This window comes from Glutamicibacter sp. AOP12-B1-11 (assembly GCF_052379245.1).
GTDB lineage: Bacteria > Actinomycetota > Actinomycetes > Actinomycetales > Micrococcaceae > Glutamicibacter.
Genome location: NZ_JBQSYL010000051.1, coordinates 1 through 13,624 on the forward strand (window position 1 = coordinate 1; position 13,624 = coordinate 13,624).

The following is a 13,624-nucleotide window of genomic DNA, read 5'->3' on the forward strand; positions in this document are numbered from 1 at the left end:
TGGTTAGTGAGTACTCGACGACTTCATTCGTAATTTGCATATAGCAGTATTAGGAACTCAATCCTTAGAATAAGCGTTGGACTAATCTCGAGTTCGCGTAAGAATGATTCTGGCAGCTAAATTCTTATCTCTTTCATCAAGATTTTTCACATGCAAGAGCAAGAAACTCTTGGCTAACACTTCACCATATTCATCGATAAAATTCTGATGCAGTTCTCCAAGAGTTTGTGGCAAAGGGTCTTCAACATCACCCCAGTCATCGATAGCATTTCTGATTCCTCTAAGAATAAAGAACAGATGCGACTCTTTGTACCACAAACTCGTCATGCATTTATGAAGTAGTACGCGAATATTTTTTGAGGACTTAAGCGCATCGTTATCGACCGCCGCCATAACTCCTCGGGCGGCACATTCTACCCAGCCACTGAGAGCGCCAGGGTCCGCCTCAGCAGTTTTCGCTGCAGCAATATGGAAAAAATCAATTGCGTGATCAGGTACAGTCCATGCCCCTGCTCTCGACAGAGCTGCGGCTGCTCCAGCGGGCCTCCACGAGTCAAGCTCTGCCGACAAAACCATAATTTCATGGTTGAACCCTAGATCGACATGATAGTTGGAGATGAGAACTGACTCTGCTAGCCGGGCAATGTTCCTGTCTATAGCACCCGCATCACTCAGCTCTCTAAGCAGGTCGGCCGTTCCAAATGTCGAAACCCCAAAGGCTCTCGCTAATTTTTGAACAGCAACGTCGTCACACCAGAGCGAAACCTTCTGTTCGAGAGCGAAATCAACGGTCAGAGTCCACGGGCCAAGTTGCGAAACAGCTCCTAGATGCTTGATCGAATCCCAAGATCGACGGCGTGTTGCCTTCAAAATTTGAAGTGTTTTTTGCGCACGAAGCGCATATCGTTTTGCCTCGTCCTCAGTGATTTGGTTTATGACCAACCTCTGCTGGCTTCTACTCCACCCAGAATTTAGACTAGCTTTTCCATCGAGCGACTCTTGTGCGTGGAGAGCATCGCGATACTCCGCTGCTGTACTTTTTATCACGCTGAATTCACCGCACAGGGCAAGCCGCGTTTCCTCGTCAAGTAAACCTATTGTCACTGCAGCGGAAGTATCGAGAATTACGTGTTTTCCTCTAGCCCGCTTAACACTCTCTGCGTTTTCCTTCGCGGTTTGTGTATCGTGAGAGCGAACTAAACCTGAGACTCGGAGAATGACCAGTTCAGCATGGCTTTTCCCAGTTATTATTGTCGCGCATCCCACGGGAAAATCGCCATTTGAGATTCCATCGAGGAACGCTATTCGACCGGGATCTTCCTCCCGTTCTTTCAAATGTAGCGATATTTGTTCGAGAGTATCTTCGGTGGAACCCTTGTATACCCGAAAAGATGAATGTGTCGGATATTCATCAGAAAAATGCTGAATTTCAGCATTTATTTCTTGAGTCAGAGTCTTCGGAGCGTTCTCGTACGAGCCTTGCGCTGTTATCAGGTGGGGTAAGAATGCTGCGGTTACTTCTGGATCATTGATGGAGCGCATAACTCGCAGGGCATGGGTAATCCATTTAGGATCGGTGGAATACTTTGATAGAAGTGAAATCCACAGCTTAGCTTCGTCCTTTTCCCGTGGATCGATTAGCTCGTCACCGCTAGATAGTGTTGTCCAAGCGTCGGCATGCTCACCATCGCGAACTAGGCATTTAATAAGGAACCATCGATTACCTGTATTTTTTTGTTCAAGTTGTACGAGGCGGCGGGCGATGACTAAAGACTCTTCATACTCGCCCAGAGCTTCATGCGCGCTAAGGCTTATGCGCAGAGCCTCAACTTGTCCGATGACCTGATCCCCAGCCATCGTTTTAGCTTTCGAAGCGCTCTGTGCTGCTGCTCTATATTTTTTTTGCCCGAAAGTAACTGTGTGCAGCCATCAACATAAATTGCAATGAATTCCAGCGCGTAGCCGAGTCTTCCTGCAATTCTGCTGCTTCCAAATACTTGTTCGCTGCCACAAGTCGTTCAGAGAGGTAAAAAGCAATTTCCTTTGATTCAGTTGAACGAGTGCGCAATGCAAGTAGGCCATCGTCAGTTTTCGACATAACCTTATGGAGATTCTCTATAGACTTAACCGACTCTGGATGCCTATCAGCCAACCCGACTAGTTCAGGAAGCGGATACCCATGGAATGCAATCACATGGGCAGTCCTCAGGCGAGCGAAATCATCCGGAGCTTCATCCCATGCAGTATTCCAATATTCAATTGCTGAATTTTTGTCATCATTCTTCTGGGAAATTTCGCCTGCAATATATGCGCTAAGGTGCTTACTTTTTAATTTCGTAGCCAAGTTTTCTGCTTGAGGTAGGTCTCCCATACACAAGGCAAGAACAGCAGTTTCGAATCGCATACGGTAATCATTGGCTTCGTTGACTGATGCCTCACCGTCTGAAGGAAGTTGAGTAAGCCGCCAGGCATGATCAACGTCGTGGCTTAGCACGGCGCCCTTGATCGCAGTTAAGGCTGCCGCCACGCTGTCACCGCGCCATGTTCTTCGGAAATCCCTTACACGTTTAGCGATCTCCGCTGCCTCAATAAAATCAGCCAGCGGATCAAGACTCTTACTAAAATGCCCTCTGGAAAGCAGAGCCTCGGCAAGACGAAGTCCCAGTGTATCTGCCATGCCGTCACGCATATAGGCCGCACTAAGCTCCGTAATATTGCTGTTAAGACCGAGAGTTGCCCCTAAACAAGCCGATCGAAGCAAACTGTGGATTGCTTCGTCTTCGGCACTTTCCACATCCCACCGATCAAGCATCCCCAATGCATCGGAATACTTGCCTTCTGCCATAGCGAGATAAGAGAAGGCCAGAGGATGCACGCTACTGCTGGTAGCAACAATATTCCTGATTTCAGATAATCCGCTTTCAGTAGATCCGTCTATACGCATCACAAGACGGGCACGCCAGTAATCAGAGTTTTCAACTCCCTCTTTAATGCCACGTTCAGTAAGAATTCGTGCAGCCTTCATTGCTTTATAGTCTTCTGCGATTAGTCCAAGCCAGCACCAGAACTCAGCCGGAGCATCACCGAAATTCCGTGGTTGGTCTTTAGCCCATTCTTCTACTGTCTTTCCTGGCTGGACTGAAACAGATAAAGACTGCACAACTTCTGAAAGGCGGTCCCATACGGTCGCGATTCTGACCGCTTGCTCTGCCCGCCAAGGATGCAATGCTTGCATGTCTTTCTCGAGGTTTTCAGGCTCTCTTAGCTTCTTGATCACTTCATTGCGCGTGTTGACAATTTCTTTAGTTATTTCGGATTTGAAAGCTATCGCTTGCGAAGACAGCTGTTGAGTCCCTAATGCGGAAGCTTCAGGTCCAGAATGGGACTTTAAAAAATGAAAAATCACCAATTTGTAGATGGCAATAGCTTCTGACGTTTTGTCTTCACTAGATCCAGAAATCAACCAACAAAGATATTTGATTGACGCGTCTCCTGCATTTGGAACCCCATGAAGCAACGACTCTTGCGTGTCTTCACGTCGCAACCAGGATCGCAACGACCGTTTCGTGATGCCAATTTTTCGCTTTTTGGCATCTCTAACCGCTGCTGAACTGACCCGTCGGATCCTCGTCTTTTGTGACACGAAGTCTTTTACAGGTGTGATTCCGAGAGGCAGCATCGCCTTAACTAGACCAGTAGCGAGCGTAGTAGTGGGTTCCATAAACTCTTCAGGTCATGTGCGACAGTCAAACAGACTCACCATCATATCGCCCATCGATTCCCTACGGAAACTATGTTGCCGCTTACACCAAGTAGATTCTTGAACTATGAGCAACGGAGAGCATCAGGTAACCGGCCAAAACAAATCGACCCCACGATTTTCCAATAATTCTCTTCAGACTGCGGTTAGGGAGAAAACTAACCGGGGTGAAAAATATCCAACCGTAAAAGGTAACCACGGAATTAGGAGCAATATAAATTGTTAAGTCAGTCGTTTGCTGAAGCGGGAACTGAAAACCCAAAGTAACTGTTGCAACTTGGCAGCCAGCCGGTAATTCTGGCGGCAGGATCGAAATGCCCATGGTATTCAGAACCATTTGCCGCTGGGCACTACTGGTAGTAGAGTGTTAGGTACAGAAGGTGGGGACAAGGTCCCCCATCATGAAATTTGGAAGTCTACGGGACATCATCGCCTGTAGGCTTTTCCATTTAAACCGGACGCTTCCTCAAAACTTCAGGCACCTTATTGGTACCCGATACCCAGTTTGCAACATCATGGTCAATGCTTCGGATAATTCTGAAGGCATCTTTTAGTTGCTCTGCTACATCCAATTTCAGCAGTGGTTCCATGTGTGAAACCCGATTTCTCAACTTGTGCATTTTGACGACTCTCCAATAAGTAGTGGAGCCGTCTGGGTCTACGACATGTGGGAACGCTTTGATCAAGCATTCTTCCCACATACGCTGACGATTGTCATTAGTTTGATTGTTTCCGGCGTTGAGCGCATGGTTCGGCAAAAGATCCTTCCACACCCCGAACATCATTTGAGCCAGTACATCGTCGTGCGTAACTTGAGCCGCGAAGCGAGGATGACTCGCGTGACGAGCCCCGGATTCCTTCTGAGCCCTGGATAACGCCGAGCCACGTTTACCCGCTGTCAGGCTGCGCAGAGGTGAGGCCGGTGATTCCAATAACCAGCTCGTTCCCCCTTCATTCGACGAATTCCACAATTGCAGCTCGCGGTCCATGGCATTACGTAGAACTACTTCCATGACACCAAGCACAGCTTGGGTGGCTGCAGTTAGCTCAAGGTTCCATCGGTACAGCTGAAGAGCTTTTACCTGGTTCTGCGCAGTCGCTTCGAGATAAGGCTGCATACGCGAAAGGTGCAGTGCTGAGATGATTTTTGTCGTCGAAGAAGAACTAGCCACCTACTCATCATCCCTGAGTATCAGATCAAGCAGAAATCCTCGCGGTGCCCCGTTGATCATCTTCCGGAATGAGAGGTTTTTCAGTAGATCCTCTCGTTTCACTAAGCGATAGGGCTCTCCGTCAATCCCAGCCACTGATGATCAACGATTAGGCTCGGTGGTTTCCTGCGATATCGTCACTCTCACGACACAAAGGTTTGGATAAGCCAACCATTGTGTCAATGAGAAATGACTATCGAAGAGTCGGCCCTTGCGGCCATTTCCGACGCTGCTCCTCATCACGCACTTGGTCCTTTTGCTCACTTTGCAGTTCGGTGCGGTTCCTGCGCAGTTTTTCCAGCAGCGACTCCGCTGCTGGGGTTGGTTTCTTACCGCTCATTTCATGCTCGAACTCTGCCGTCACGGTGTTCTCCTGTTCTGTCGTGGGTTGCGTAGTACCATGGCTGAGTCGGCGCAGCTGGGCAAGTTTCGCTTCAGCGCTCGTAGGGCTGAGCGTAGTGTTGGCTTGATCATTCTTCTGCTGTGCCATCTCTTCTTTAGCTTCCTCTGGCATCGGCGCACGCGCGGTCAGTTCCGAATGCTTATGCAGCGCAGCCGCGCGGTGACGCAGATTCTGCGCCACGTCACTCTTCTTCAGGTGTGTTTTGGGTAGTAGTGCTGGTTCTGAGTCAGCGATGTTGTAAGTGCGACGGTAGGCCGCGACTTCGGCCGCGACCCGGCGCCATTCTTCGGCCCGGTCGCTGCATCCCGGCACGGGACCCAATGCTTCCAGCCAGACGGGCGGATTCTGCGCCAGATCCGCGCCGACCCGCTGGTGCTCGGTATCCAGCACATTCCGGTACCCGATCAGCTGCTGCTTCCACGCGTCCGGGGTGCGAGGATCGTGCAGCTCGGCAGTGGGTGCGTACCATTCCCCCAGTTCATTGCGTGTATGCGCTGGTTGAAGGGTTGACTGTTCGAGCTCGCGCAGTTCCAGCTCCCGGCTGATACGTTCCAGAACCGTGCCGGCGGCGATGCTGTGCAGATCATGGCTACGGTCCAGAATTTCTGCTTGCCGCAGCAGCTCTGGCATTTCTGTCCGTCGATGTTGCTCTTCGCGCAGCTTGTCCAGCGACCAGGACAACAGTTTTTCGTTGTTCTCCGGATCCGATGGGACCTGGCGCAGCAACTCATCGCTGGTGTCTTTGGCCCGGTTGGCTAGTGCGTCATCGGTCAAGTGGCCATACAACCGGCGCGTGTATGCGCTGAAGCCTTCCTTAGTGGCCTGCTGTGTGGCAGTCTCCCGGTAAGGAACAGCCAGAACGTCTGCTCGCGCAGTAGCTCGGCGTTCAAGCTCTTCCAAGTGCTCGGTGGCTACGTCGCGCAATGTACGGCTCTCGCTGGCAAGTGTTTCTGCACGGTTTTCCAGTAGGGGTTCCATGCGCCAGGCCAGCACTGCTGCTGGCTGGTCGGCATTAGCGAATTCGCGCTGGTGGTAGGCATCAGCCAGCAGCGTTTCAAGCTTAATCCCACGGGTTTCCGCGTCCTGAAGATGGTGGGTGACAGCGCCCCACGCTGGATCGGCAAGGAAAGGGTCGGCACGATCGCCGACGACGGTGCGGAAGATCTGCTCAAAGCGTGCGTCCCGCGCTTGATCCGCCAGATCCCGGTAGATCTCTCCCAGCCCGTTAAGGTCCCGTGCCTGATCGTGTTCGCGGGTGATCGACTCGTGTGCGGTGATGTTCAGGTCAGTACGTTCAGCAATGCCCTTCAGTACTTCATCGGGGCGCTCATTATCTGCCAGTCCCACATAGATCTGGTTGTCATATTTTCCGCGGCTGGTCGCCACATATGCTCCGGCACGATCGCTCTGGTTGGTGAGCAGAGCGTGGGCCGTATCAACAGTGGCGCCTTGGGCAGTGTGCACGGTGTCGGCATAACCAAGGATCACATGCTTTTCCGCATAGGCAGCGGGGATGACTGCGAGTCCTTGATGCTGCTGATGGCGTGCCAGCAGGTTGCCTTCTTCAATGCCTTCAACAACCCAGGCATCGTTATTTTTCACGAAGTCTTTGCCCTGGTGGACACTGATCCGGCGGTCATTGTTCTTCGTCAAGATGACATCGCCAGCATAGATCTGCGTATTGTTCCGACCCGACAGCGACTGAGCATCATCAAGCTGGCCATGGTGCAGTCGGTAGGCTTGGGCCTTCTGGTTCAAACGATCAACTTGCGTATTGGTTCCGGCGAGCATGAGGGATTTCAGTCCCTCGTTGGTATCTTTCTGCCACGCAGCAAAAACATGGTCAGCCATGTGCTCCACGGACCCGGCTTGGATTTTGCCTTCGGCGCGGTAGTACGCCCACGGGTCATCTTTACCCACAGCTGGTGCTTCACGCAGCGCCAGGGAGGCGGCGGCTTCTTCAAGGTTCGCGGTGCCATCGATGTTGCGGAAACGGTGGATCTCCTCCAAGTTCACCAGCTGCTCTTCCGCGTTCAGCAGGCGCAGCAGTCCGCCGGCTCCGACCGCGGAAAGTTGCTTGTCATCGCCGATGGCCCGCACCAGTGCACCGCGCTTTTTCGCTTGCAGGATGAGGGTCACGAACTGCGGGGTGCCAAGCATCCCAGCCTCGTCAACCAGAACAACGTCGCCGGGGTTCAGCTTGTCCGGTGCACGCAACAGCCGATCAACGGTCATCGCTTCCGCACCGACTTCGCTGCCTAATAGGGAGGCTGCTTTAGCTGACGGAGCAACGGCGACGACATGATGGCCGGCGTGCTGCATCGCGGTGACGGCCAGGCGCATGGAGGTGGTTTTGCCGGTGCCGGCCGGCCCGATCCCGGCCGCCAGCAGCTTGGAACTGCAGGAGAATTCTTGAGCCAGCGCAATCTGTTGGGCGTTCAGCCGGCCGTCGAAGTTCTCCAGGACGCGGGTGAATTCACCCTGCGTCACCGCAGGAATGACATCGGTGCGGGCGGCCTGCACCGCGGTATGTTCAGCTTCCAGAATGGTCTCGGAAGTGTAGAGGGCGGCGTGGGGTTTCTGGTACCGGTGCACGGCAGTCACCGCCCCGGGAACGGCTGCTGGGATGGGCAGATCAGGGGTGACTTTCAGGCTCAAGGAGTCCAAAGCAGCGGCCCGGATCTGAACGATGATGCTGTCTGCGACGGGTTGTGCTTGGTACTCGTGGGTGAGTTGTCGGCGCACTTCGGCTTCCACATGCGCCGTCGTCCACGTGGACCGGCTCTGTTCCAGACGGGTGATCGTCGACTGAGCTAAGGTCTCGATCTGCTCAGCGGGCAGGACGTCCACCAGGTCGTAGTTCGGGTTCTGGGTTTTGGAATAGGCGCGCACCACGGTGAACAAGTCATCGCCTACCAGGGCGCCTTCAGTAGCGCTGAACTTGGACTGCCAGTGCCCGGTGAGCTCAGACAGAGAACGGCCTTTCTTCTTCACTGCACGGGTTTCCAAGGTGGCTTGCTGGGAAAGTTTGATCAGCTGTTTCGCATTCGGGGCGCGTCCGTGGCGCTCTTCAAAATCAGTGACCAGCTGTGCAAGGTTCGCTTTAATGCTGCTCCGGCGTGAGGAAGCCGCTTCGATCGCGGCCACCGGCACGCCGCCGATTTCGATGATCGGACGCTTGCCCTCCACCGCCCGGCTGACCGGGGATGCTCCCAGTTCTTTACAGACGTACTGCATCACTTTGGCGTTGTAATGCTCGGACGCGGACACCGCGTACTTATGCAATACCGTCCCGTCCAGGGCGCTCCATTTGCCATCCATGCCCAGAACTTTGTTGGACACCACGATGTGATCGTGCAGCTGCGGGTCCCCATCGCGTGAGTCGTAGTGCCGGAATGACGTGTAGATCAGCCCGCCGTCGACGTCTTCGGAGCGGACCCCGTTCTTCCCGCGCCGGGTGAACGTGGCGTTGGTTTCCAGGTACGCCATCGCGTCTTCAATCGCCGCATGATGTGCCTTCTCAATGGCGGCTTGGACCTTACGGTCACTCACACCCCAGAGGTAGGAGATGCTCTTTGACGGGGAGAACACCATGTCGTATCCGGCGACCGCGTTAGACCCTTTATGGGTCTGACGGGAGATGAACTGGGAGAGCTCTTCCTTATTCTTTGGCTTGCGTCCATGCAATTGGTGGAAGTGCTGTCCGCCGGCTTTGGCGCGGATGATGCGGCGTTCATCAGCATTAGGTTCGCGGTGCTTAAGGCGTGTGAAGTCACCCATGGCTGTGGTGATCTTCTTCGTCAGTGCCGCATCGAACTGGTCGAAACGCTTGTATCGCTGGCCGAGCTTCGCCTCAATCTTCGCACCACTCTGAGGGTCAATCTGCCCCGCAAGGGGGTGCTGCCCCAGTCCGTAGAGCAGTTCCATCTGCTCTTCAGTCACCGCGCCGGACACGCCTAGATTCTTCGCTCCGCGCCCGCCCCAGATGCCTGGCGGGTGGCCGGTGACGGTGTAGTAATCCCCCAAAGCCCGGCCTGCTGTGCGCAGCTCATCGGCAGAGGCGACTTCACGGGTGTAGTACTGATACCCGTCCCCTGCGCTGAGCTTATGCAGGGTCATCACACACACGATTCTAGCAATCCTTACCAAAGTTATCGAGGATGCAAGAGGTGTGGCAGATCAAATCTTTGAGAATCGGGTAAAAATACTGGCCGGAGGTCGTTGACCGTTTCGCAAAGTCGACTGGACGTGTTCAGCTGAGGGACGAGGATGAGGAGCACACGGGAAGGAAGATTGATCTGACCATCAGAACTTTTTCTTTTGGTGCGGTTTTACACCTGCGATCTTCGCTGTGTGCAGGTGTGGCCAAGGTGGGTTTGATAGGGTCGCAGCTGTGCCCGGGTAAGTCTCTTGTGTAAAACCGTGCGTGGAGTTTTCCACGTGTGGGCGGGTGGAGATGTTTTGCGATCTCATGGCCGTCCACAGGTGGGAAACTCCACGCAGTGCAGAGTCTGAGCGTCAGCGAAGTCCGTTATCGCTTTTGGCCGGGGTGCGCGAGGGGTGTCCCCTCGCAAAATTGTTGTTGTAGATGGTGAAGGAAGAAGTGTTTTGATGAGTAAGCCACGAAAGTCCTCTGCCGCATTGGCCGCGAGGGAGAAAGCACGTGCGAAGGCTGAAGAGATCACCCGCCGCAATGAAGAGCTGATCGAGCTGGCGGCGGGGTTCTTCGTCCACGAGGATCAGCTCGCGAAGATTGACGAAGAAACAGCGAAGAAGATCACCGAACTTGAAGCCGCGGCAGAGCAGAAGAAGGATAAGGCGCGTGTTGCTGCGGCGTTGGTGGTGAAGCAGATGCTCGGCACGGGTGAATCGAAGAAAGCTCTCGGTGAACGGCTCGGGTTGAGTGCGACCGAACTCAAAAACTATCTTCCCGCGGCGCCTTTAGCACAGGAAGAAAAGTCCACCACAGGGGACATCGATGATTCATCACTGAAGAATTCGGCGTCGACGAATTCAGAGACCGAGAATTCAGAGATCGAGAAAACAGCTCCGAGGTATTCCGTCTCGAGCGCGGCCAAGTAAATCCTGCCGGGCGAAGACCCTTGCGATGTCCGCCCAAATTGTTCGGGTCTCATTCGAGAGTTGTGGAGAACGGTAGCTACCTGCGTGAGGTAACCCGGTCAATGATGTTTAGAAGATGACGCTGCGCGCTGGGCACCACGCGCCAAGGATCTCGCCCGCGTCATCGGTCCATGCCACATGAATCAGTTGGCTGGTGCGCGCTATGGCTTGCACTTGGCGGATCACTTGCCCGGTCTGTGTGGGCAGTTCTGCGGTCGCTGTTCGGTGCGGGGTGATTGGTTCGGGTGCTTCTTCGCCCGGGTAGAGACGCCACAGGGTGTAGGTTTCGTTTTCGTGGGTGAAGCTGTCCGCGGCTTCCCACGGTGGCGAGGTTTCAGCGCGGCCGGGGTAGCTGGCGGCGGAGGCCGCCGCCGATTTCTGGGCATCTTCCGGGAAGGTGATCTGCTGGTCGTACTCGGTGTGCTGTGTTGCTCGGATAAAATCTGCTGCCAAGAGGGGTCTCCTTCGCGTCGCTCTTGGTTCTATTCTCTCTTGGACACAGGTAAAAGGTGGGCGACCGGTCCGGTCACCCACCTTTTAAACATTCTGAGACTTGAGTTTTAGTTGTTGGGGTCAACCAGTGCGGTGGCTGGAACCTTGCCTTGAGTGACCAGCAGGGTCAGTAGTTCACTCAACCGATGCCCGGGGCATTCATCCCCGGCCCGGAGGAGGAACTTCTGCGCTTCGCTCCCCTGCCCGGTCATCCAGCAAGCCCACCCGAGCAAGCACAGGATATTCGCGAACGGTTCACCGCTGACGTAGTGGGCGCACCGGTAAAGCATCTCGACGGCATGGTCGAAGAACTCCCGATCTTCCACGATTGTTTCTCCGAGCAACACGTTCGTGATCGATTCCAAAGACATGTCAGCGGTAGCGGTCACCACTGCCACAAGGTCACGCGTGGATTTCTGACGCATCGCTCCGGCAACCCAGATCACCATTGGGTCAGTAACGCGTCCGTGCGCTTGGTATTCGGTGACCAGCCCGGTGAACTCGGCTCGCAGACGTTCGCGGTTCTCCGATACGTCGAAGTCGAAACCCTGCAGGTCACCGGCTAGCTCTTCCGCTTCATGATCGAGCCGGTCATCATAGGCGGGAATGTCTGCCATGCGCATGGCAGGTTTGGTACGCGCAAAGTGCGCTTCCAACCCCACAGGTGAGATTTGAACTGTATCCCAATCTTCCGCGTCGGTGCCATCGCCCTCATAGTCCATGACCATGCCATTGGAGACGAGGACTGCTCTACGGATCGGCGCTCCAATATGTGCCAGCTGATCGCCCAGTTCCTCATACTGGCCAGCAGTCATGGCCTTGTCGTCCTCGAAGCTGACTAGAATGACGCCGGTAACTTGTTCAAGGCGCTGCACGATGCCGGTGACTTGATGAGCCCACGCGGTGGTGTCACCGGGTGAGGCGACATCCACGCGCAGTGAGGCAAACGCCTTTTCGCCCTCCAGCAGTTGCAACGCTACGGAAGAGGCCGGGGTGAAGCCCAGAGCGGAGATCAAGTGCGCGACGAGGTCGGTCTGGTTGGTGATTTTTGCGTGAGACATGGTGTGTCCTTTCAAGAGGTGAGGGGGACGTGTTGCCAGCCACCGCCCCAAGTCCTCCCCCAGTTGTTTTTGCCTGCTGGCGAAATGCAATGAAGCGGGGCCAGCCGCAAAACCCATCAACCCGTCAGGGGTGCGAAATCCACGAAAATCTTTGGCCGGAATAAGCGACGAAGGAGCGCGGTCCCAAGAATTTCTGGGTGCAGCACGCCCGAAGCGCAGCGAGTGGCTTGTGGGTTTGGAGGTGGACCGTACACTCCGAAGGACAGCAGCAAAAAACAGAAAAGAAGACCGGACGAAGTCCGGTCCACAGCCGGCCGCGCCAGCGGACGCCCGTGACTGGAAAATGAATAACAAGGTAAAGTGAAAAATCAGGGCGGCGAGCGGAACCCTTTTAGCTCAGCCTCGCCGCCCTCCTCAGACGGCCTAAGTAGCTCTTTTCACTTATTTGCCTCAGCGTTCGGCGATACGAAAAACCTCTGACCAAACAAACCAGAAACGACGCAAGCAGAATGAACGGCGTGATCGAGATGACGGATGCAAACCAGATTCATCCAGGAACTTACCGCGTGCCAAGTATTTGACCTTGGGCTCGCCGCAGAAAACGGAAAAAATCGTACGCTAAGGGCGAGCGGAACCAAATGGCAACTGGACAGCAGCTTGCCGACGGAATCAATTCAAAGTCCGTCCCATAAAGGGAACCCTCTGCGGGACACCTAGGGGTCCCGCAGAAAACGGAAAAATCGTACGCTAAGGGCGAGCGGAACCAGATAGCAACTGGATTTCAGCTTGCCGACGGAATCAAGTCAAAGTCCGTCCCGTAGCGGGGAACCCCATGAGGTTCTTCATAACGCTGATGTTTTCACGAGCCACTCGTGGCGATCTTTTTCTTTGTTACTTCAACCAGCATCGCGGCTCCATCACTTTGAACTATGTATCTTTTTCCGCTCGTCAGTTTAATCTCTAACGCTGGACCGGATTTCCATAAGATGACAGTGGAACGGTCCTGCCCCAGCTTCCACCCACCGCCGAGATAATCCGAAGTGTCCACATGCTCAACATATTCGACCCTTGAAATCTTCGGATAGGAAAAACGTCTCACCCCAAAAGGGAACAACCCAAGAGAAACGTGCTTGTCCTTCACGCCTATAAAGCTGAATGAAACGATCACCCCAATGGAAACGTAGGTTCCAATCACCACGAAGGCAATAAGAATAGGCTGCGTGGAGCCACTCAGCATTGACGGAAAATAAGATCCAACTATTACCGCAAAGATGACCACGCCCAATAGTTTCGCCCACCAAGGCGAAGCAGTTCTATCGTTCGCTATCTTTGGAACTTTCACACGCACCCTTACACGGATCCATCATTCTAAGCCGTTAATTGGTTGTTCCGTGGCAACGAACCATGGGGACTGATGTGCAAAGTCGGTTCTGCTCTGAACCCATTTTTCGACCGTGATGATTTCCCCAGTTTCAACCTCTTGGTAAATGATCGCTGGTACACCGGACTCGATGAGCTCTAGTTCAGCACTGCTGAGGTTTTTCGAAATTTCTTCGAAACTAGGCCACTCTTGAGC

Annotated in this window: 10 protein-coding genes; 1 reads left to right on the forward strand and 9 read right to left on the reverse strand. The window is 53.9% G+C overall.

Annotated elements, in window-relative coordinates; all coding sequences use genetic code 11:
• Positions 1-81: 81 nt before the first annotated feature.
• From ACT3UQ_RS18965 to mobF, 5 genes are all read right to left on the reverse strand, one after another.
• On the reverse strand, positions 82-1,857 hold the full coding sequence (locus ACT3UQ_RS18965) for a PIN domain-containing protein (protein WP_444637724.1): 1,776 nt from the start codon (positions 1,855-1,857) through the stop codon (positions 82-84).
• Between the two features lie 34 nt (positions 1,858-1,891).
• Positions 1,892-3,721 carry a hypothetical protein gene (locus tag ACT3UQ_RS18970; RefSeq protein ID WP_444637726.1) on the reverse strand — a complete coding sequence of 610 codons (1,830 nt, stop codon included), beginning with the start codon at positions 3,719-3,721 and terminating at the stop codon, positions 1,892-1,894.
• 82 nt (positions 3,722-3,803) lie between these two features.
• Positions 3,804-4,082: a hypothetical protein gene (locus ACT3UQ_RS18975; protein ID WP_444637727.1), complete on the reverse strand. Its 279-nt coding sequence runs from the start codon at positions 4,080-4,082 to the stop codon at positions 3,804-3,806.
• Positions 4,083-4,209: 127 nt separating this feature from the next.
• A complete protein-coding gene (locus tag ACT3UQ_RS18980) occupies positions 4,210-4,932 on the reverse strand; it encodes a hypothetical protein (RefSeq protein ID WP_444637728.1) in 723 nt (240 codons plus the stop codon).
• A gap of 232 nt (positions 4,933-5,164) precedes the next feature.
• Complete coding sequence (mobF, locus tag ACT3UQ_RS18985; protein ID WP_444637734.1) at positions 5,165-9,493, reverse strand: MobF family relaxase; 4,329 nt, start codon at positions 9,491-9,493, stop codon at positions 5,165-5,167.
• A 441-nt stretch (positions 9,494-9,934) separates the two neighbouring features.
• Here mobF and ACT3UQ_RS18990 point away from each other — a divergent pair, with 441 nt between their 5' ends.
• Complete coding sequence (locus ACT3UQ_RS18990) at positions 9,935-10,456, forward strand: hypothetical protein (protein WP_444637729.1); 522 nt, start codon at positions 9,935-9,937, stop codon at positions 10,454-10,456.
• A gap of 108 nt (positions 10,457-10,564) precedes the next feature.
• On the opposite strand, the gene ACT3UQ_RS18995 is transcribed toward ACT3UQ_RS18990, so the two are convergent.
• The 4 genes from ACT3UQ_RS18995 to ACT3UQ_RS19010 all read right to left on the reverse strand — a co-directional run.
• Complete coding sequence (locus tag ACT3UQ_RS18995) at positions 10,565-10,948, reverse strand: hypothetical protein (protein WP_443459653.1); 384 nt, start codon at positions 10,946-10,948, stop codon at positions 10,565-10,567.
• Positions 10,949-11,055: 107 nt separating this feature from the next.
• Complete coding sequence (locus tag ACT3UQ_RS19000; RefSeq protein WP_443459654.1) at positions 11,056-12,048, reverse strand: DUF4192 family protein; 993 nt, start codon at positions 12,046-12,048, stop codon at positions 11,056-11,058.
• 859 nt (positions 12,049-12,907) lie between these two features.
• Positions 12,908-13,390 carry a hypothetical protein gene (locus tag ACT3UQ_RS19005; protein ID WP_444637730.1) on the reverse strand — a complete coding sequence of 161 codons (483 nt, stop codon included), beginning with the start codon at positions 13,388-13,390 and terminating at the stop codon, positions 12,908-12,910.
• 21 nt (positions 13,391-13,411) lie between these two features.
• The coding region (locus ACT3UQ_RS19010) for a hypothetical protein (RefSeq protein ID WP_444637732.1) at positions 13,412-13,624 on the reverse strand (213 nt) is incomplete at its 5' end.